Source organism: Mycobacterium hackensackense (assembly GCF_025822555.1).
Classification (GTDB): domain Bacteria; phylum Actinomycetota; class Actinomycetes; order Mycobacteriales; family Mycobacteriaceae; genus Mycobacterium; species Mycobacterium fluoranthenivorans.
Map to the genome: position 1 here is coordinate 2,088,306 of NZ_JACKUC010000030.1, position 20,930 is coordinate 2,109,235.

17 protein-coding genes and 1 tRNA gene are annotated in these 20,930 nt (G+C 65.0%); 10 read left to right on the plus strand and 8 right to left on the minus strand.

The features are described from left to right. Positions 1-199: 199 nt before the first annotated feature. The 6 genes from H7J86_RS19595 to H7J86_RS19620 all read left to right on the plus strand — a co-directional run bounded on the left by H7J86_RS19595 (position 200) and on the right by H7J86_RS19620 (position 9,058). On the plus strand, positions 200-1,816 hold the full coding sequence (locus tag H7J86_RS19595; RefSeq protein ID WP_267292734.1) for a bifunctional 3-(3-hydroxy-phenyl)propionate/3-hydroxycinnamic acid hydroxylase: 1,617 nt from the start codon (positions 200-202) through the stop codon (positions 1,814-1,816). A gap of 67 nt (positions 1,817-1,883) precedes the next feature. Continuing rightward, positions 1,884-3,419 (plus strand): alpha/beta hydrolase, encoded by a 1,536-nt coding sequence (locus H7J86_RS19600; RefSeq protein WP_267292736.1) that lies wholly within the window; start codon positions 1,884-1,886, stop codon positions 3,417-3,419. Between the two features lie 107 nt (positions 3,420-3,526). After that, positions 3,527-4,822, plus strand: coding sequence for an MFS transporter (locus H7J86_RS19605; protein ID WP_267292738.1), 1,296 nt, complete (start codon positions 3,527-3,529; stop codon positions 4,820-4,822). Between the two features lie 88 nt (positions 4,823-4,910). Then, entirely contained in the window at positions 4,911-5,309 is a 399-nt protein-coding gene (locus H7J86_RS19610; protein ID WP_267292740.1) for a hypothetical protein, read from the plus strand. A gap of 267 nt (positions 5,310-5,576) precedes the next feature. Then, entirely contained in the window at positions 5,577-7,640 is a 2,064-nt protein-coding gene (locus H7J86_RS33405; RefSeq protein ID WP_267292742.1) for an adenylate/guanylate cyclase domain-containing protein, read from the plus strand. Beyond that, positions 7,637-9,058, plus strand: coding sequence for a mechanosensitive ion channel domain-containing protein (locus tag H7J86_RS19620; protein ID WP_267292744.1), 1,422 nt, complete (start codon positions 7,637-7,639; stop codon positions 9,056-9,058). The genes H7J86_RS33405 and H7J86_RS19620 overlap by 4 nt, the downstream gene beginning before the upstream one ends. Before the next feature lie 54 nt (positions 9,059-9,112). Here the strand turns inward: H7J86_RS19620 and H7J86_RS19625 are convergent, their stop codons facing one another. Further along, positions 9,113-10,093: an SDR family oxidoreductase gene (locus tag H7J86_RS19625; RefSeq protein ID WP_267292746.1), complete on the minus strand. Its 981-nt coding sequence runs from the start codon at positions 10,091-10,093 to the stop codon at positions 9,113-9,115. 37 nt (positions 10,094-10,130) lie between these two features. Next, on the minus strand, positions 10,131-10,964 hold the full coding sequence (locus H7J86_RS19630; protein ID WP_267292748.1) for an SDR family NAD(P)-dependent oxidoreductase: 834 nt from the start codon (positions 10,962-10,964) through the stop codon (positions 10,131-10,133). Between the two features lie 111 nt (positions 10,965-11,075). Here H7J86_RS19630 and H7J86_RS19635 point away from each other — a divergent pair, with 111 nt between their 5' ends. Then, positions 11,076-11,795: a TetR family transcriptional regulator gene (locus tag H7J86_RS19635; RefSeq protein ID WP_187096887.1), complete on the plus strand. Its 720-nt coding sequence runs from the start codon at positions 11,076-11,078 to the stop codon at positions 11,793-11,795. 254 nt (positions 11,796-12,049) lie between these two features. On the opposite strand, the gene H7J86_RS19640 is transcribed toward H7J86_RS19635, so the two are convergent. From H7J86_RS19640 to H7J86_RS19665, 6 genes are all read right to left on the minus strand, one after another. Then, positions 12,050-12,122: transfer RNA gene (locus tag H7J86_RS19640), tRNA-Arg, on the minus strand. 39 nt (positions 12,123-12,161) lie between these two features. Next, complete coding sequence (locus tag H7J86_RS19645) at positions 12,162-12,872, minus strand: anti-sigma factor (protein ID WP_267292750.1); 711 nt, start codon at positions 12,870-12,872, stop codon at positions 12,162-12,164. Next, the gene (locus tag H7J86_RS19650; protein WP_090355077.1) at positions 12,869-13,453 is read right to left on the minus strand and encodes a sigma-70 family RNA polymerase sigma factor; all 585 of its coding nucleotides are present in this window, start codon (positions 13,451-13,453) and stop codon (positions 12,869-12,871) included. Before H7J86_RS19650 ends, H7J86_RS19645 begins: the two co-directional genes overlap by 4 nt. After that, a complete protein-coding gene (locus H7J86_RS19655; RefSeq protein ID WP_090355078.1) occupies positions 13,450-14,721 on the minus strand; it encodes a class I SAM-dependent methyltransferase in 1,272 nt (423 codons plus the stop codon). The genes H7J86_RS19650 and H7J86_RS19655 overlap by 4 nt, the downstream gene beginning before the upstream one ends. After that, positions 14,717-15,454, minus strand: a complete 738-nt coding sequence (locus H7J86_RS19660) for a DUF1365 domain-containing protein (protein WP_267292752.1) — start codon at positions 15,452-15,454, stop codon at positions 14,717-14,719. The genes H7J86_RS19655 and H7J86_RS19660 overlap by 5 nt, the downstream gene beginning before the upstream one ends. Beyond that, positions 15,448-16,710, minus strand: coding sequence for an NAD(P)/FAD-dependent oxidoreductase (locus tag H7J86_RS19665; protein ID WP_372517311.1), 1,263 nt, complete (start codon positions 16,708-16,710; stop codon positions 15,448-15,450). Before H7J86_RS19665 ends, H7J86_RS19660 begins: the two co-directional genes overlap by 7 nt. 368 nt (positions 16,711-17,078) lie before the next feature. On the opposite strand from H7J86_RS19665, the gene chvE reads away from it, so the two are divergent. From chvE to mmsB, 3 genes are read left to right on the plus strand one after another with little or no spacing between them, the layout of a single operon-like run. Then, positions 17,079-18,167, plus strand: a complete 1,089-nt coding sequence (chvE, locus tag H7J86_RS19670; RefSeq protein ID WP_187096883.1) for a multiple monosaccharide ABC transporter substrate-binding protein — start codon at positions 17,079-17,081, stop codon at positions 18,165-18,167. Positions 18,168-18,187: 20 nt separating this feature from the next. Then, entirely contained in the window at positions 18,188-19,696 is a 1,509-nt protein-coding gene (gene mmsA / locus H7J86_RS19675; RefSeq protein WP_267293038.1) for a multiple monosaccharide ABC transporter ATP-binding protein, read from the plus strand. Then, on the plus strand, positions 19,693-20,928 hold the full coding sequence (gene mmsB, locus H7J86_RS19680) for a multiple monosaccharide ABC transporter permease (protein WP_443677657.1): 1,236 nt from the start codon (positions 19,693-19,695) through the stop codon (positions 20,926-20,928). Before mmsA ends, mmsB begins: the two co-directional genes overlap by 4 nt. Positions 20,929-20,930 lie beyond the last annotated feature (2 nt).

The following is a 20,930-nucleotide window of genomic DNA, read 5'->3' on the forward strand; positions in this document are numbered from 1 at the left end:
GACGAAATCGTCACATGCGAGTCGATAGTCAGTCAAGCCATCGTGCGGTTACTCGGGACGTGGACAGGTGACCGGTGGCCTGCCCGCCCTGGGCGCCTGAGCTCATTGACTGACGCTATAGTCGTATGTGACGATTTCATCACTTAAGGTGCATCGTGGTCCGGGTCACGCGCGGTCGCATGGGATGAAGGGTTCTGTCATGACGGATGAAATGTCCGGGGACGACGCCGGGTACGACCTGGTGATTGTCGGCCTCGGTCCGTCCGGGGCGGCCGCAGCGAATGCCGCGGGAGCGTTCGGGCTGCGCACCCTGGTCGTCGAGCGTGACTTGGCAATCTTTGAGCGGCAGCGTGCCATCGCGCTCGATGATGAGGCCCTGCGCGTCATTCGTGGGCTCGGGCTCTACGACGAGGTGACCGCGCACATGCACCTCGGCGTCACCGCCAGATTCATCGGGCTTGACGGCAAACCGTTCCTGGCCACGCCTGCCGAACCGACCGCGTACACCGGCCACTCGCTGGCCAACTTTTTTCACCAACCGGCACTGGAGCATGCACTGCGCGACGGCCTGAAACGGTTCGCCTCGGTCGAGGTGAACGCCGGCTGGACGGCAGAGTTCGTCGGCCAGGATGCCGACGAGGTGACCCTTCGGTTGAGCGATGTCGACGGTGACCGACGAGTGGTGCGCGCGCGGTATGTCTTGGCGTGCGACGGCGGAAGCAGCTCTATGCGAAAGCAACTCGACATTCCTTTTGCCGGGACGTCGTACTCCGAGCAGTGGATGGACGTTCAGGCTCTCGTCAAGCGTCCTCTGCACCGCGATCCACACTTCGACTTCGTGTGTTCCCCCGACCGGCCGGGTGTGCGGTGTCCGTGCCCAGGTGGTTACTACCGCTGGGAGTGGCGAGTCAATCCAGGCGAGGACGCCGAAACGATGCTGGCGGAGGACAACGTATGGAGAATGCTCGCCGCGGAGGGCGTGACTCCTGACGATATCGATATTGCTCGTACCTGGTCCTATACGTTCCACGTCCGCAAGGCCAAGCAATGGCGCCGGGGGCGGGTACTCCTGCTCGGCGACGCCGCCCACGTCATGCCTCCCTTTGCCGGACAGGGAATCTCGGGAGCCTTCCGCGACACTGCCAACGTCGTTTGGAAACTCGAAGCGGTGATCCGCGGTCGGGCCGGCGACCGATTATTGGACACTTATCAGAGCGAACGAGAACCCCATCACGACGCCATGACCAACCGCGCGGTGACCTTCGGCCGTCTCGTCATGACCTCCAACAGAACCGTGGCGAAGCTGCGCGACAACGTGTTTCGTGCCGCGTCGAAGATCCCGGGCGTCATGACGGCAGTCGTTCGCCACATCGCCAAGCCGACACCCCTGGGCCCGGGATGCCTGCCCACAGGCAAACAGAACGCATTGGTCGGATACCTGATCGCACCGGCGCGCGTGGCGTTGCCCGGAATTCGGATGTCCGACATCGACGAAGCGCTGGGGCCCGGGTGGGTGATCCTGGGACTGGACGAAGACCCGCGGACGGCTATGCCGAAAGCCACCGTCGCAGATTGGGAACGTTTCGGCGCACGATTCCTCACGATCAGACCCGGTACCTCGGTCGTCGAGGGTGAGGAAATCGGCGACCCTACCGGTCAGCTCTGGAACACCATGACGACCAACGGCGCGCGGTTCGTCGTCGTGCGACCCGACCGCTACGTGTTCGCGGCCGTCGCCGACGCACGTTCGGTCGCGGCGCCGATGTATGCGGCCTGCGCCGCTCCGTGCGCCGAGACTTCGGGGCTGCCGGATTGATGACGGAACCCACTCGACGCTGATTGGTAATCGGTTGTGAGGGGCCACTTCGTGCGAGTATGGCGCCATGTCGAGGTGGGGGAACCGTGGGATGGTCGTGGTGTCCGGGATCGTCTGCGCGGTGACGTTGGCGCTGACCGATACCGTCCCACCCGCCGTGGCATCCCCCGGCGAGGTCGCGGAGCCCGGTCACGCGTTGGCGTGGAGCAGTTGTGACGACTGGGTTGACACCAGTCGCGTGCCCACCGCCCAATGCGCCACGTTGTCGGTGCCTGTCGATTGGACTGATGCCGCGAATCCGCAAGCAGCACAGGTGCGGTTGGCGGTGATGCGGGTCCCGGCCAGTGGCAAGCGCCTCGGCACGATCATCTCAAACCCGGGCGGGCCGGGCGTGTCGGCCATCGACGTCATGTCCCGATTCGTGCCGAAACTCGCGAAAACCGAGATCGGGCGCCAATTCGACCTGGTGGCCTTCGACCCGCGTGGTGTCGGATTCTCCACCCCCGAAGTGCGGTGCGAGACGGACGCGCAGCTCGACGAAGACCGCACCGACCCTCAAGTCGACTTCAGCCCGCCCGGCGTCGCGCACATCGAAGACACCGAGCGCCAACACGCGCAGAAATGTCTGGACCGGGTGGGTGCGCCGTTTTTGGCGGGCATGAGCACCGAGAACACCGCGCGCGATATGGACGCCGTGCGGGCAGCTCTGGGTGAGGAGAAGCTCAACTTCTTCGGCTACTCCTACGGCACTCGCTTGGGAACCGCCTACGCCGAACAGTTCCCGGATCGGGTGCGGGCCATGATGCTCGACGGTGTGGTGGATCAGTTCACTGATCCATTGGCCAAAGAGATCGTGTCTGCGGCGGGATTTCAGCAGGCCTTCGACGCCTACGCCAGCGACTGCGCCTCCCAACCGGACTGTCCTCTCGGGGTCGATCCGACACAGTCCGTCGTCCGCTTCCGGGAACTCGTCGACCCACTGGCCGACGAGCCTGCCCGTACCGCCGACCCGCGCGGGCTGAGCTATCAAGACGCCATGACCGGTGTCGACGCAGCGCTCTACGACTCCGAGGACTGGCCGCGGCTCACCGATGGGCTTACCGCCCTGGCACGTGGCCGCGATGCCGACGATCTCCTCGAGCTCGCCGACGAGTACTCCGAACGGGACGAGGAGGGCCATTACGCCAACCTGGAGGACGCGTTCGATGCGGTGCACTGCGCCGACGACCTTTATCCGAGCGATCCAGCTGTCTGGGCGGAGAACGATCGCGACGTCCGCCGCGCCGCGCCCTACAAGAGCTATGGCGAGTTCACCGGCTTCGCTCCCCGCCCCCTGTGCGTGTTCTGGCCGGTGCAGCCGACCGCGGTGCCACACCCGGTGACCAGCCCCGGGCCTGGCAAGGTCGTCGTCGTGTCCACCACCGGCGATCCCGCGACGCCGTACCAGGTCGGTGTCGACGTGGCCGCCCAACTCGGGGCCCCGCTGATCACCTTCAACGGCGATCAGCACACCGTCGCATTCAGCGGAAACCGCTGCATCGACAAGCCGCTGGAGGCTTTCTTCATCGATCTCACACAGCCACCGGCGGACCTGCACTGCTGAAGCCCGGGACGGTGCGGGTCCCGGAGCACTCTGTGTGTCACCTGCCGGCTTCCTGTCTTTCGCAGATGAGCTGTTTGTGATGGCACTTTTCTGGGGACAAAGGTGCGGTGAGTTCAGCCAGTGTGCCCGCGGCGTCGTCCGGCGAGTTGAGACGGTCTTTGCGCGCGCTGGATTGGGTCAACTTCTTCCTCGCCGATGTCCAGGCAGGCCTGGGACCGTTTCTGGGCATCTATCTGATCAACAAGGAGGGGTGGAACCCGGCGAGTATCGGGCTGGTGCTGACGCTGGGCGGTGCGGTCGGATTGTTGTTGAACGCGCCGGCCGGAGCCCTGATCGACAGGACCACCCACAAACGCGGTCTTCTGATGGGGGCGGCCGCGCTGACTGCTCTGGGTACCTTCGTGGTCACGTTGACCCCGAGTCTCGCCGTGGTGACCGCCGCGCAGTTGATGACCGGAATCGCGGCTGTGGTGCTCGCCCCGGTGATCGGGGCGATCGCACTCGGCCTGGTCGGTCCGCAGGCTTTTGCGAGTCGCACCGGACGGATGCAGGCGTTCAACCACGCCGGAAACGTGGTCGGCTCCACGGTCTACGGCTTGGCCGGCTATCTGATCAGCTTGCGTGCCGGCTTCTGGATCGCCGGCGTGTGCGGGATCTTCGTGGTCATCGCCACGCTGATGATCAAGGCCACGCTGATCGACGACAAACTTGCGCGCGGGCTGGCCCCGGAACTGCGTGGTGACGATCAACCGTCGGGCTTGGCGGTGCTGTTGCGGAACCGGTCCCTGCTGATGTTGGCGTTGGTGACGATGTTGTGGCAGCTTGCCAACGGAGCGATGCTGCCCATCACCGGACAGAAGCTCGCGCTGGCCAATGCCCACGAAGGGGCGCTGTTTCAGGCGGCGTTGATCGTTGTCGCGCAGCTGGTGATGATCCCGATGGCGATTCTGGTGGGCCGCAACGCAGATCGCTGGGGCCGCAAACCGTTGTTCGTCGCGGCATTCGTGGTGTTGCCGCTGCGGGGATTGTTGTTCGTCCTGGCTGGTGACACGACGTCCATCATCGCCATCCAGGCCCTCGACGGAGTGGGGGCGGGTCTGCAGGGCGCCTTGTTCCCGGTCATGGTGGCTGATCTGACCCGTGGCAGCGGGCGCTTCAACGTCGCGTTGGGAGCGGCGACCATGGTTCAGGGAATCGGCGCCGCAGTGTCCACGACGCTTGCCGGAGCGATCATCGTTCTCGGCGGCTACACCACTGCCATGGGTGTGCTGACGGGGATCGCGGTTCTTGCATTGGTATTGCTGGTGATCGGGGTGCCGGAGACCGCGCATCGAGCCGACCGGCCACCGGGACGCAGTCTGGATCCGCCCGGGGATTCGCTCGACGAACCGGTGATGGCATGAGTCCGCAATTCGGGGACCTGGTCACTACGGCGAGAGGACATCGATCTTGAAGGAGCTATCGGGGGGCGGGGATGCCCACCGTCGGCCGGTGAAGAAGGCCGCACCCAAGAAGGCCGCACCCAAGAAAGCCGCAGCCAAGAAGGCTGCGGCAAAAGCGCCGGCGAAAAAAGCGGCCGCGAAGAAGGTGGCCAAGAAGGCCGCGCCCGCGAAGAAGGTGCCGGGTAAGAAGGCTGCGCCCGCGAAGAAGGTGCCGGGTAAGAAGGCAGCCTCGGGACAGTCCGGCATGTCGGTGGGCAGGCGTGCGCTGCCTGCGGCGCCCACCGATCCGCTTGTCATTCTCGGTGTGCAGGAACCGTTTTCGATTGCACAGCTGCGTCGGGCCTGGCGACTCTATGCTGCCAGGCATCACCCCGACAGTGGAGGGGACAGCGTCATGTTCAGCCGTGGCCGGGAGGCCTACCTGACGCTGCGGCTGCGCGCGCAGTGAGCCGCGACGCATCCGCGGGGCGGTGCAGATAGCTCCGGTCTTCGACGTGCACTTCGAGTGGATCGGTCCGATGCGCTGTGGTGTCCGCATAACGTCTCTTTCGTATATCGAGAACAAGTCGACCTCGGTCCGTTAGCATTCGAGAAATTGCTCGTCCGGTAGTGCGTCGATGGGTGGACCGCTTTGTCGCGAATATCGATAGTGGGCCGAGTTTCGCGCGGGAGAGCCCTGGGGTTCCAGTCCAAACTGCTGGTGATGCTGCTTACGGTGAGCGTGATATCGGTGTTGATCGCGGGCGCCATCGGGTATATCTCGGGCACCAATTCTCTTCGGGCCACGGAATTTCAGCGGCTGACTCAATTGCGTGAGTCGCGGGCGCGCGAAATCACCGCTTACTATCGATCCATCACCGATGGCGCGTCGATCGTCACGCATGGCGCGACCGCAGTGGGTGCGTCACGGGATTTCAATGCGGCGTTCGCAGAACTTCAAGCAACACCCCCACCCGCGGGTGCGCGCGCAGCGGTGGCGAACTACTACGCGTCGGTTTTCGGCCCGGGGTTGGCGAAGGCAACCGGCAAAGCCGTGGACGGGACGTTGTTCGAGCCGACCTCGAACGCGGCGGTCTATCTGCAGAACGCCTACACGGTGCCCGCCCATGGTGATTTCGATGTCGCGCTCAAGGTGAACACGGCCGGTGATGCCAGCGCGTGGTCGGCGGCGAATGCGCGCTATCAGCCCTTTTTCGCCGACCTCACCACGCGGTTCGGTTTCGAGGACGCGTTGATCCTCAATACCTCGGGTGACGTCGTCTACAGCGCATACAAGGGTGTCGACCTCGGGACGAACCTGCTCACCGGACCGTACAAGACCACCGAGGTGGCGGATGCGTATCGCCAAACTGTGCAGGCGTCCTCGGTCGACGAGACGTTCGTCTCCGATTTCGAGCGCTATGCCCCGTCATACGGCAAACCCACTCCTTGGGTCCTGACCCCCATCGGTACCGGCAGCGCGATCACCGGGGTGCTCGCTCTGCAGTTGTCGCTCGACCGGATCAACGATGTGATGACCGGTGACAATGATTGGGAGACAGATGGACTCGGTAAGTCAGGGGAGACCTACCTGGCGGGGTCCGACAGGCTCATGCGCTCGGTGTCGCGGGAACTGCTGACCAATCCGGCCGAATACGCCAAGGAAGTCATCGCCAGCGGCACCCCCGAGGACATTGCGGCCAGGGAGGTTGAAGTCAAGGGCAGCGTGCTGCTGCAACGGGTGGACACCCTGGCCGTCAACCGCGCCCTCGCAGGTGAATCCGGTGTGACGACCGCGCCGGACTACGTCGGTCCGGAGGCTTTGGTCGCGTACATGCCGTTGGATATTCGAGGCTTGGACTGGGTGTTGGTCGCGAAGGTCGACGTCTCCGAGGCGCTCGCACCGGTCAACCAGTTCGCTCGCAACATCGCGCTGTCCATCGCGGCGATCGTGTTGGCGGTATGCCTGATCGGCCTGGTGTTCAGTCGGATCCTCACCCGGCCACTGACCAGGCTCGCCGCCGCAGTACGTCGGGTGAGCGGAGGTGAACGAGATGTCGCGGTGCCGGTCACCACGAAGGATGAAATCGGTGATCTCGGAGCAGCTTTCAATGAGATGAGCAATACGCTCCAGGTCAAACAGGAACTGATCGATCAGCAGCGCCGAGAATACGACGAACTGCTGTCCAGCCTGATGCCCGAGACGCTGGCGCGACGGTACCGCGATGGCGAGGAGAACATCAGCAACGACTATCGGGATGTTTCCGTGATCTACGCCGAGCTGGTCGGGTTCGACGCATTCTCGCGTTCGACATCGTCCGACAATTCGGTGGGACTACTCAACTCCATCATCGAAGGCATCGACGAGGCTGCCGAACGGCACGGTATCGAGCGAGTCAGGCACCTGCACAACGGATTTCTGGCCAGCTGCGGGCTGGTGGTGCCCCGAGTCGACCACGCCAGCCGGACGGTGGCCTTCGCCAGTGAGCTGACGGAGATCATCGAGAGGTCCAACGCGGCGCACGAGGCCACGCTGTCGATCCGCGCCGCAATCGACAGCGGCGCGGTCTCCAGTGGCCTGATCGGCCAGCGCGCGAAGGTGTACGACCTGTGGGGTGAAGCGGTCGACCTGGCCCACAGCGTGCACGCGGCCACCAGTGAACCGGGGGTGTTCGTCAGCGCCAGGGTTCATGATGCGCTGAAAGGCATCTACACGTTCACTCCTGCCGGTACCGTGCCCGGCGGTCGAAGTGGTGAGGCGATCTGGTCGCTCGATCTGACGTCGCGGCGGGTGTCATGAGCAACATCACCGGCCAGTCGTGGTTCTGGCCGGCACTGGCCATCGTGATCGGCCTGCCGATCATGCTGCTTGTGCTGACCGAGTTGTACAACTACCTGACCCGACGCAACAGCAGTTACGCGAAACCTGTTCTGCTGCTGCGTAACTACGTACTTCCTGCCTGTGCCTTATTCGTCCTGGTCGACCAGGTCCAGCGCAGTGACATCGAGGCCACCTGGTCGCGGATCGCGGCCACGGTCTTCGGCTTCTTGGTCATGTTGTTCCTGCTCTCCGGCGCCAACGCCGTGCTCTTCGGGCAAGCGCGTACGGGGAGTTGGCGCGAACGCCTGCCGACCATTTTCATCGACCTGGGTCGTTTGGTCCTCATCATCGTCGGCATCGGCGTGCTGTTGTCCTGGGTGTGGGGTGCCGACATCGGGGGATTGGTCACCGCAGTCGGGGTGACCTCCATCGTGATCGGCCTGGCGGTGCAGACTGCCGTCGGGCCCGTCATCGCCGGCCTGCTGATGCTCTTCGAGCAGCCTTTCCGCATCGGTGACTGGCTCGACACCGATGACGCCAAAGGGCGTGTGGTCGAGGTGAATTGGCGCTCGGTGCATATCGACACCGGCAACGGCATCCAGATCATTCCGAATGCCACGCTGGCGACCGGCTCGTTCACCAACCTCAGCAGGGTCACCGGAGCGGCCTTCTGCGCCACCGTGACATTGAGCTTCAGCCCCGACGATCCGCCGGGAGTCGTCTCCCGAAACCTGCTGGGGATCGCCGAGGCACTGCCATCGAAGGTGCCCCATATGCCCGCGCGGGTGACCACACTGGGCGACGCCAAATACAAGGTGTCGGTTCCGGTTTTCTCACCCGCCGATGCGTCCACGGTGCGCAACCTCTTGCTGCATCGTGCGTGGTATGCCGCGCAACGGGCACGCCTGCATCTCGACGGTGCCGACTGCACACCGCAAACCGACTATGTCGCCGAAAAGCTCCGGACCGTTGGTCAGTCACTGGGCCTCGTGGACTACGCGATCACGACGATGATCGGGGCCGGCCGACGGCTGGTGTACGCCGAGGGGGAGACCATCCAACGCGTGGACACAGTGCCAGATGCCGTCGGATTCATCACCGAGGGCGCCGCGGCGATGGTCGTCTGCACCGACGACGGCGTGGAATTGACCCTCGGACAACTGGAGCCCGGTGACTACATCGGCACGACCGCGCTGACTCGTCAACGGGTGGTCAGTGGGGTGGTGGCGACCAGCGACACCACCATTGTCGAGGTTCCCCGCGATGCGATGAATGTCGTGGTGCGCGCCGACCCACGGCTGGCCCGCATCTTGGGGGAAGCCATCGAGATGCGCCGGGCTGCCGTGGCCACCGCGCTCACCGAAGCCGCTCAGGTCTCTCACTCCCTGGCGGACTAGTCGGGTCGTTGCGGCTGCGTCCATGACTTATCTCGTCGCGTGAAGTCGGGTGCCTCAAGGTGCAGTGAGGCCGTGTGCTGATGCGATGCGGCGCGCGAACTGCTCATAGTTGGTGGCCGGCCGCGCCAGTACCTTCGGTAGGTCATCGAAGTTGCCGGCGGGTAGTCCGTGCACGTCGTAGTACTTCATCATCTGTACGTAGGTGTCCTGGGCATCCGCGGGCCAACTACGGAAGCCACGGGCATTGGGCGCGGCGCGGAGTCCACGAATGATGTGCGGGACCGAACGAAGCTTGGTCGAAACCAGTGACCGCGCAATCGCAGCACCGAACGGTCCAACGGCCAGCAGAGGATTGGTCAAGGATTCTGGGGGCAGTCGGACGGCGGTCATCGGATGGCCGAGCACTCGGCTCCAGATCCGTGCCATCTCGTGGCGATCGAGTTCGACGGCAGACAGGTCATACGTCTTGCCGATGTGCCCCTCGGGGTGGGTCAACACGTTGGCGGCCGCGGCAGCGATGTCCTCGACGTCGACCACACCCATCCGGCTCTCCGGGGAGGTGGGATACGGGAGTAGGCCCGCACCGAAGAAGTCCCAGAAGTCCAGCACGTTCTGCATGTAGTGCGAGGGACGAAGGATCGTCACGGGCAGACCGGACTCCCGTAGTACCCCTTCGGCCAGCAGCTTCTGTCGATGATGAGGAAGCTCGGCGATGTCGGGATGGATGACCGAGTGGAAGACGACGTGATCCAACCGTTCGGCCCGAGCCGTTGCGATCAGCCGTTCGGTCACGGGAAGCTCGTTCACGAGCTGGGTCGGGGCGGCGTGATAGATCTGGCTCACTCCGCGTAGCGCCGTCTCGAGGTCGCCTGGTTGTCGGAGGTCTCCGATCACGATGTCGGTGGCGCCGTCGGCCTTCGATCGCTGCGCTTGCTCCTCGTTCTTGACGAAGGCCCGCACGTCGCGTTCGTTCGCCGCGAGACCTCGAACCAGCGGACGTCCGACACCGCCTGCTGCGCTGGTAACCAGGATCATGATCCGCTCCTCATAGGTGATCGTGAATGACGTTGTACTAGGGGTTGTTCAGGCTGCCCCGGCCCCGATGCGAGCTCATGCTCGACTCTTTGAGTGGGCGCATCGACCGCGCAAGAGCCGGGAGCAACAGGCGTCGCGGGACAAGCCTCGCCAGTGCAGCGGATAGCGAATTGCCCAGCCCCGAGACCACGGAGGGTGGCGGCTGGCGGCGATCGAGTGTCCTCAGACCGGCCGCGGCGACCTGATCGGCGGTTTGCAGTCGGCCTACCACTGTCGCGGTTTCGCCGATCACATCGAAGAACTCGGTGTGGGTGGGGCCTGGGGCGAATGAAAAGACCTTGACTCCGTGCTGTTTTGCTTCGTACCACAAGGATTGGCTGAAGCTGAGCACGAAGGACTTCGACGCCGCGTACACGCCCAGGGTTGGCACCGGTTGATAAGCAGTGGTGCTGCAGATGTTCATGATGGCCCCGTGACGGCGCCGAACCATTTCGGGCAGGAACGCATGACAGAGATCGACTACCGCTCCGATGTCGACCGCCAGCACCCGCGCAAAATCCTTCGCATCCCCATCGAGGAATGGCCCTTGAGTGGCGAAGCCGGCGTTGTTGATGAGGAGGTCGATATCCCCTTCGACGAGATCGCGCAGCCGGCTGCCCGCTCCATCCACTGATAGGTCGAAAGTGACACGGGTACAGGAGATTCCATACTTCGCCTCAAGCTGGTCGGCGAGTGCGTCGAGCCGATCCTGTCGGCGGGCCACCAACACGAGGTCGCAACCGCGCTTCGCGAGCGCTCGGGCGAAGGCCTCGCCAATTCCCGAGCTGGCACCGGTAACCAGCGCTCGCGAAGCGCGGAACGGCTTGCTCATCGATAACCCCCTCATTGGCGCCTGACGTGGTCTGGGTGATCTGCCGCGCGTTCAATATTGCGACAATTGCATGTGCAATGCAAATGACGCAACTCCGAGTACGATCGGCGGATGAGTAAGAGGGCGCACCGGAGCGACCCCGAGCGGCGCGCCGCGGTCGAGCGCGTCCTCGGTGGCCAGCGCGCATCGGCCGTTGCGCGGGAGCTGGGGGTGCACCCGGCCACGTTGTACCGGTGGGTCCACGACGCGTCCGACGGTGTTGCCGAATCCGCCCCGACGGATGCCCGCTTGATGCACGCCACGCAAGCATTGCTGCGAGATCACGACTACAGCCAGATCACGGTCGAAGAAGTGGCCCGGTTTTCCGGTGTCGCGCTGCGTACCGCTTTTCATCATTTCGAGAGCAAGCGTGACCTCTTCCGAGCGGCGATCGACGATGCGGCCACGGTGTTGATCGATGCCATGGGTCAGCGGTATCAAGGGGCCCAATGGCCATCCGAGCCGTTGCTGCAGTTGAGCTTGTTCCTGCGGCTGTCAGCCGAAGCCATCTATGCCACGCCGTCCGCGCACGTCCTCTTCCGCGATCTCGGGGTTCCTCGGTCGGACAGCTTCGCCCTGCGCTGGCACGACACCTTCGAGCAGGCGGTCGCGCAACTGCTCGCTACGTCGGCGCGCGCCGAGGCGATCGACCCGGATACCGACATCGCGGCAGCCGCTCAAGCGATCACCGGGGCGATGCGCGGAGTACACGCCGCAGTGTTCGATGGCTGCGACCCGGCTCAGGCCCTGCGAATCATCGCTCGGCTCCATCTCACGGTGTTACCGGGCTGAGTCGACCGGCGGTTCCGAGGTCCAGGTTCCCCGGCGGTCGATATCGAAGCCCTGCAACAACTATGGACTGTGCAGGCGCGCGCAAGGGCGAACCTCAAGGTGCTGCGCTCCGGGTGTGCAGTCACCATCGCAACTCCCTCATCCAGGGGGTGCCAAGGATCAACCGAAGCAACTGACAAGCATCAGCCGAAACAACGTCAACCATCAGCCGGAGTAGAAACGTCACCCATTACCCGAGGTCGTACACATAAAAGTGCCCCCGGCAGGATTCGAACCTGCGACACCGGCTTTAGGAGAGCCGTGCTCTATCCCCTGAGCTACGGGGGCCAGGGACGCTCGAAGCTTACCCAAGCCGGGCCGACCGGCCTAAGTCAGCGGTAGCTCGGCGAAGATCGGTGCGGTCGGTGCGGTCGAGCCCTTGCCCGGCTCCACAGTGAATGCCAGGGCGGTCGCATCCCCGAGATCGGGCAGCACAGCGGTGGTGGACGGTGCCACGGCTGCCTGATCCATGGTGCCCGCCGACTGCGGACCGGTATCGCGCAGCAGCCACATCTGGTAGACGGTGCCGGTGGCCGGCGGGGCGACATTGTTCATGACCAGCACGCCGGCGTTGCGTTCCCGGGAGAACACCACGGTGGCGGTACCGCCGGTGGGGATCGGGCCGGACACGGTGCGCACGTCGGGTGCGGCGAACACCTGCTGCGCGGTCGAGGGAGTCAGTGCAGGTGTCGTCGGCCGCAGTGCGATCCCCACCCCTACACCGGCAGCAGCCACGACGACGGCCGCCGCCGCGGCCAGCACGGCCGTCCGCCACCGGTTGGGCCGAAGCTCATGCACCTGACCTGGTGACTCGACGGCGGCCAGGATCCGGTCCCGCAGGTAGGCCGGCGGCTCCAATGCGGTCGCGGCCGAAACCCGTGCCATCGACTCGCGCACCGCGGCGACCTCGGCGGTGAACTCCTGGGCGACCGCGGGCGGCGCGTCGGCCAGATGGCGTTCGACCTCACCGTCATCGACGGCGTGCAACGCGTACGGCGTCGCCAGCGTCATCACCTCATGCTCGACGGGCCCGGTCATGCGGCACCCAGACAGTTACGCAGCGCGCGCAGGCCGTCGCGCATCCGCGATTTGACGGTGGCGAGATTCGCCGAAAGGCGTTCCGAGACTTGCCGGTACGTGAGTCCGCCGTAGTAGGCCAGATCGATGCACTCACGCTGCACGTCGGTCAACGAACCGAGGCACTCGACGACGCGGCGATGCTCGTCGAGGGTGATCACCGAATCCGCGACGTGGTCGGTGGGGGTGTCCACGCTGGCCGCGCCGTAGCGGGACTCGCGCTGGCTCGCCGACTGCTCGGAACGCACCCGGTCCACCGCGCGGCGATGCGCCAGCGTCATCAGCCAGGCCAGCGGTGACCCCGCTGCCGGGTCGTAGCCTCCGGCGTTGTGCCAGACCTGCAGGTAGATCTCCTGCGTGGTCTCCTCGCTGTAGCCGGGATCGCGCAGCACCCGGGTGACCAGGCCGAACACCCTGGCTCTGGTGTGGTCGTAGAACTGGGCGAAGGCCTCGGCGTCACGGCGCGCGACCCGGCGCAACAGGACGTCGAGGTCGGTGGTCACGAGCCGTAGCCTAGCGGCCGGCCGGACCTGTGTGGTCATGTCGGCCGCGATGTCGGTGCGAATGTCCACTGCAGCACGTCGAGGTAGCCCGAGCGGAAGCCGGCCTCGGAGTACGCCAGGTACAGCTCCCACATCCGCACGAACACCTCGTCGAACCCCAAGGCGTGCACTGCCTCGCCGCGGTGCAGGAACCGCTCCCGCCACAGCCGCAGCGTCTCGGCGTAGTGCGACCCCATCCACGACACGTCCACGGTCCGCAACCCGGTATGTCGCGCGGTGATATCGGCGATCGCGTCTTCCGAGGGCAGCAGTCCACCGGGGAAGATGTACTTCTGGATCCAGGTGTAGGTGTCGCGGCTGGCCAGCATGCGGTCATGCGGCATGGTGATCGCCTGGATGGTGACGCGGCCGTGCGGACGCACCAGCCGCTCCAGCGTCTGGAAATAGGTCGGCCAGAACTGATAGCCGACGGCCTCGATCATCTCCACCGAGACCACCGCGTCGTACTGTCCCTGCACCGAGCGGTAGTCCAGCAGTTCGATACTCACCCGGTCGGAGAACCCTGCCGCGGCCACCCGCTGTTGTGCGAGGCGCTGCTGTTCGACCGACAGCGTGACCGAACGGACGTGGGCGCCGCGGCGGGCGGCCCGGATGCACAGCTCGCCCCATCCGGTACCGATCTCGAGCACCTCGCTGCCCACGTGTACGCCCGACGCGTCGAGAAGCCGGTCGATCTTGTTGTGCTGCGCCGCAGGCAGTTCCGCCCAGGTGGCCGGCAGGTGATCGAACAGTGCGCTGGAGTAGGTCATCGTCTTGTCGAGGAACTCGGCGAACAGTTCGTTGGACAGGTCGTAGTGCGCGGACACGTTCTCCCGCGCCTGGGTGGGGTGGTTGCGTTGCGAGCGCGGCGCCCGGACCACCGCGAACCGCCGAAACCGCTGCAGGGCAGGAGGTATGAGCTCAGCCAGGGATCGTCCGAACTCGGTGAGCACTCCGGCGAGGTCAGCGGATTCCCAGTCCCCGGCCATGTAGGCTTCGCCGAAGCCGATCAATCCGTACCGGCCGATCCGGCGGGCCAGTGCCTCCGGCCGGTGAATCACCATGGTGGGCAGGGTCGGATCCGCGGCGCCCACCACCGAACCGTCGGGGTAGACCAGCCGGACCGGCAGCCGGGTGACCGCCCGTCGCAGCAGCCGGTCGGCGATCGCCGCCGAGACGGTGTTGAGTGGACCGGACGGCACGGTCGCCACGTCGGGCCAGCGAACCGAATCAACGACGTGGTCGGCTTCGAAACCTTCGACATCAATGCTCACGGGCGGGTATTCCTTCGCGGGTGACGGTGTGGGGTCGGGGAGTCAGCGGAACGCGGCGTAGCCACAGGTAGATGCCATGCATGCGGATGGCCAGCGCCCCGGTCAGCGGTGCCAGCGGCGCGGCGAACTGCAGGCGCACCACCTCGGCGACCCTCACCGGTCGCCGCATGCCGTGCAAGGTGGCCACGAATGTCGGATGGACGTCGCGGTGCAAGGAGATCGCCACGTCCAGGAGTGGTCCCGGCAGGGGCGCCCGCACGCGATAGTGGCCATCCATCCCGTTGAACGGGGATACGTACATCTGCTTGTCGACCGGCTCCGAGGTGTCCGGATCCAGCAGGTAGGCGTGCCGCTCGCCGTAGGTGTTATGCACTTCGGCGATGACGCAGCGTAGGGTGCCGTCCCGATCGTGGCACCAGAACAGGCTCAGCGGATTGAACACGTAGCCCAGTACCCTGGCCTGTAACAGCGCGGTGATCGTGCCGCCCTGCAGGTCGATGCCCTGCGCATCCAGAAAGGCGTCGACCCGTTGCCGCAGTGAATCTTTCGGCCCGCCCTGCAGGTGGTCGCGCGCGTCGAACCGGGCGAACGGCGCCAGCCAGCGCGGCAGCCGCGGCGGCTGATCGATATCGATGTACCAGCTGTAGCCGCGGTGTTCGAAGAAGTGGCGCACGGGCGCCCGGCGCACATGGGTCACCTTGGTGCGGTACAGCGCGGGCGTCAGCATGTGAGTGTCTTCTCGGTGGCTCCGGTCGGCCAGCGGGCACCGAGTCGCTGCGCGGCCCGTAGCCCTGCGGCTGCGCCGTCCTCGTGGAATCCCCAGCCGTGGTAGGCCCCGGCGAATACCACGCGGTCGTCATCGATGGTCGGTAGAAGTGCCTGGGCAGCAACGGATTCCGTGGTGTAGGCCGGATGGCTGTACATCATCTCGGCCAGCACGCAAGACGGGTCGACTCGGTCGTTTCCGCCGAGGGTGACCAGGTAGCGCTTCTGGCCGCCCAGGCGCATCAGCCGGGTGATGTCGTAGGTCACCGTGACGGCGTCGTTGTCGGGCCCGGTCAGATAGTTCCAGGACGCCCGGGCCCGCGGATGCTTGGGCAGGATCGACGTATCGGTGTGCAGCTGTGCCTGATTCAGGCTGTACGGGATCGCACCCAGCACGGCCCGCTCCGCTGCGGTGGGTGCGGCCAACATCAGCAGGGCCTGGTCGGGATGGGTGGCGATGACGACGGCGTCGAACAGGCGGGCCGGGCCGTCTGCTGCGGTGAGGAGTACCCCGTCGTCCCTGCGGAGCACCGACACGATCGGCGCATTGGTCAGCGGCTCGTAGATGCGCGCCACGATCGCCTCGACGTAGGTGGCCGAACCGCCGGTGACGGTCCGCCACACCGGGGAACCGAACACCGACAGCATGCCGTGGTGCTGCAGGAAGACGAACAGGTAGCGGGCCGGGTATCGCAGTGCGTCACCTGGCGGGCAGGACCAGACCGCCGCAATGAGTGGCTTCATGAAGTGCTCGGTGAAGTAACGGGAAAAGCGGTGCCGCTCGAGGAACGCGCCGACGGTCTCGCCGGTGTCGTCGGCGTCCAGCAGCTCGGTGGCCGATCGGTGAAACCGCCTGACCTCGGTCAACATCCGCAGGTATTGCGGCCGGGTCAGGTTGGACCACGACGGGAACAGTCCGCCGAGACCGCGCGCCCCGGCGTACTCCAGCCCGCTGGCGTCATCGCGCACCGACATCGACATATCGGTGTCCTGGACCGCGATACCGAGCTCGCCGAACAGCCGGCACAGCGTGGGGTAGGTGCGGTCGTTGTGCACCAGGAAGGCGGTGTCGACTGCGATGGTGCCGCCCGCACCGTCGTCGACGTACTGCGTGTGGGCGTGCCCGCCGAAGCGGGCATCGGCCTCGAACAGTGTGACGTTGTCCCGGTCGGACAGTACGTAGGCGGCGGTGAGTCCGGCCACGCCGCTGCCGATCACCGCGATGGACCGGCCACCTGGATGTATGTGTGTCACATCCGGTATTCGGATCCGGACTCTGCGTGGATGGGACGCTGCTCGGCGCATTGCGGATATCACATGCGGATCGGCCCCGGGGTCGCGGCGGCGCCAGAAGTGTCGCGATGTTAATGATCACATCGTCGTTCGAACGGTAGGGCCGCCGCCCCGGTGGTTTGACCCCAAAATAATCGCGCTCACCTGGGTAATCGGTGCGGCAGTGCAGCATCCCATTGACATCGAGTGAACTGGCTCACATACTTTCCGTGGAGTGTTAACGTTCACATTTGGAGAGAACGCGGGAAAGGCTGGGTCTCGGAACCCCCGCCCGCGTGTCGGCAGGAGGAAAGATGCGGTTGCTGAGATGGTGTGTCGCTCTGTTGGTGATGGCCACCGTGGTGTTGGTCGGCTGCGGCCGGTCCACCGAGGCCGCCAAGGGTGGCAGCCCCGAGAAAGGCACGATCGGTATCGCGATGCCGACCAAGTCCTCGGAGCGATGGGTCGGCGACGGCCAGAACATGGTGGACCAGTTCCAGGCGTTGGGATACAAGACCGACCTGCAGTATGGCGATGATGTCGTGCAGAACCAGGTCTCGCAGATCGAGAACATGATCACCAAGGGCGTCCAGCTCCTGGTGATCGCACCGATCGACGGTTCCTCGCTGACCAATACACTGCAGCGCGCCGCCGATGCCAAGATCCCGGTCATCAGCTACGACCGGTTGATCAAGGGCACCCCGAACGTGAACTACTACGCCACCTTCGACAACTTCAAAGTTGGAGTGCTCCAGGCCAATTACATCGTCGACAAGCTCAAACTCGCCAGTGGCGCGGGACCGTTCAACATCGAACTGTTCGCCGGATCGCCCGACGACAACAACGCCACCTTCTTCTACGACGGCGCGATGAGTGTGCTGAAGCCCTACATCGACAGCGGGAAGCTGGTGGTGCGCAGCGGGCAGACCACCTTCGACCAGGTCGCCACGCTGCGCTGGGACGGCGGACTGGCTCAGTCCCGGACCGACAACCTGCTCAGCCAGGCCTACACCACGGCCCGCCTGGACGCCGTGCTCTCACCGTATGACGGCATCTCCCGCGGTGTGCTCTCGGCGCTCAAGAGCGCCGGCTACGGCAATGCGGCCAAACCGCTGCCCATCGTCACCGGCCAAGACGCCGAACTCGCCTCGGTGCAGTCGATCGTCTCCGGTGAGCAGACCCAGACCGTCTTCAAGGACACCCGCGAACTCGCCAAGGCAGCAGTGCAGGAGTCCGACGCCGTGCTGACCGGTGGTACCCCGATGGTCAACGACACCAAGACCTACAACAACGGGGACAAGATCGTGCCGTCCTATCTGCTGGATCCGGTGAGCGTCGACAAGTCCAATTACCAGAAGGTCCTGATCGATTCGGGCTACTACACGCCGGACCAGGTGAAGTGACCGCGACACCGCTGTTGGAGATGCGGGGAATCACCAAGGAGTTTCCCGGTGTCAAAGCGCTGTCCGGAGTGGACCTCACGGTGCAGGCCGGTGCCATCCACGCCATCTGTGGCGAGAACGGGGCCGGCAAGTCGACCCTGATGAAGATCCTCAGCGGCGTGTACCCGCATGGCAGCTACGACGGGGAGATCCGATTCGGCGGGGAGCTGTGCGCATTTCGGGATATCCGCTCCAGCGAGCGGTGCGGTATCGCGATCATCCACCAAGAGCTCGCCCTGGTGCCCTACCTGTCGATCGCCGAGAACATGTTCCTCGGCAACGAGATCTCACGCCGCGGGGTGATCTCGTGGGACCGGACGCTGCAGAAGGCGCAGACGCTGCTGGATCGAGTGGGTCTGCGCGAAAGCCCGCAGGCCCGGGTCTCCGATATCGGCGTCGGTAAACAGCAACTCGTCGAGATCGCCAAGGCGCTGTCCAAGGATGTCCGCTTGCTCATCCTCGACGAACCGACCGCGGCCCTCAACGATTCGGACAGCAAACACCTGCTCGAGCTGATCGTCGGTCTGCGCGAGCACGGCATCACCTCGATCATCATCTCGCACAAGCTCAATGAGGTGCTGCAGGTCGCCGACACCGTCACCACCTTGCGGGATGGCCGCACCATCGACACCGTGCCGGTCGACGAGAACCTCACCGAGGACGCCATCGTGCGGGCGATGGTCGGCCGTGATCTGTCCGACCGGTTCCCGTCCCGGCAGGGCTGCGAGATCGGCGATGTGGTGTTCTCGGTGGCCAACTGGACCGTGCTGCACCCAATCGACCAACACCGCAAGGTTGTCGACGATGTCACGCTGAACGTCCGAGCCGGGGAGATCGTCGGAATCGCCGGGCTGATGGGCGCCGGTCGCACCGAGCTCGCGATGAGTGTGTTCGGGCGATCGTACGGGCGCTACGAGAACGGCAAGGTGTTCAAGGCCGGCCGCGAGATCGACACCAGTACGGTGCCACGCGCCATCGGCAACGGAATTGCCTATGCCACCGAGGATCGCAAGAGCCTGGGGCTCAACCTGATGGACAGCATCGCCACCAGTATCAGCCTGGCCTCCCTGGACAAGGTCAGCCACCACTCGGTCATCGACCACCACGAGGAGACCCGGATCGGGGAACAATTCCGGTCCTCGATGCGAATCAAGACCGCGTCGGTGCAGACCGCCACCGGGAAACTGTCCGGTGGCAACCAGCAGAAGGTGGTGCTCAGCAAGTGGCTGTTCACCGACCCCGACGTGCTGATCCTCGACGAACCGACCCGCGGTATCGACGTCGGCGCCAAGCACGAGATCTACGTCCTCATCAATGAACTCGCCGCCCGTGGCAAGGCCGTCCTCGTCATCTCCTCCGAACTGCCTGAGCTGCTCGGGCTTTGCGATCGCATCTACACCCTCAGTCAGGGCCGGTTGACCGGAGAGGTGCCGCGTGCCGACGCGACACAAGAGACCCTGATGCACCACATGATGAAAGGATCCGCGTGACCATCACCGCGAAACAGCCGGCGCCCGATATCGACAAGGGCGGAACGCCGCCGTCCGGACGCGGCGGTAACGCGGTGACTCGGTTCCTGATGTCGCATGTGCGTCAGTCCGGAATGGTGGTCGCGCTGATCGCGATCTTGCTGCTGTTCCAGGTGTGGACCGGCGGAATCGTCCTCAAACCACTCAACGTCACCAACATCATCCAGCAGAACGGCTACATCCTGGTCCTGGCGATCGGGATGGTCATCGTGATCATCAACGGTCACATCGACCTGTCGGTCGGCTCGGTGGCGGCCTTCACCGGGGCGATGGCCGGCGTCCTGATGGTGCGCAACGATATGCCGTGGCTGCTGGCCGTGCTGCTGTGCATCGGGATGGGCGCACTCATCGGCGCATGGCAGGGCTTCTGGATCGCCTATGTGGGTATTCCGTCGTTCATCGTGACACTCGGCGGCATGCTGGTGTTCCGCGGCGCCACCCAGTACGTGCTCGAAGGACAATCGATCGCGCCGATGCCCCGCGGGCTGGAGCAGGTCAGCAGTGGCTTCCTGCCCGAACTCGGCAATGCCGCGCTCTACCACTGGCCGACGGTGATCCTCGGCGGCATTGCCGTGGTCGCCACCGTGATCATGCAGATCCGGCGCAGACGCGCACAACTGCAGTATGGCCAGGAGGTCTCCAGCCGAGCCCTGTTCGTCGCCAAGTGCGCAGGGATCGTGGTGGCGCTGGGCGCGGTGACCCTCTTGCTGGCCAGCTACCGTGGCGTGCCGATCGTCGGCATCATCCTCGTCGTGCTCACCCTGGTCTACGCATTCCTGATGCGTAACACCGTGTTCGGGCGCCAGGTGTATGCCGTCGGCGGCAACGCCGCAGCCGCCAGCCTGTCCGGTGTCCGCAACAAACGGGTCACCCTGCTGGTGTTCGTCAACATGGGGATGCTGGCCGCGGTCGCCGGGCTGCTGTTCGCCGCGCGGCTGAATTCGGCCACCCCGCAGGCCGGTATCAACTTCGAGCTGGAGGCGATCGCCGCGGCCTTCATCGGCGGAGCATCCTCCAGCGGAGGCGTGGGCACCGTGTTCGGCGCCATCATCGGCGGTCTGGTGCTCGGTGTGCTGAACAACGGGATGTCGATCGTCGGCATCGGCAGCGACGTGCAACAGGTCATCAAAGGTCTCGTGTTGCTCGCGGCCGTCGGCTTCGACATCTACAACAAGCGCAGGGGCGGTCGCTGACC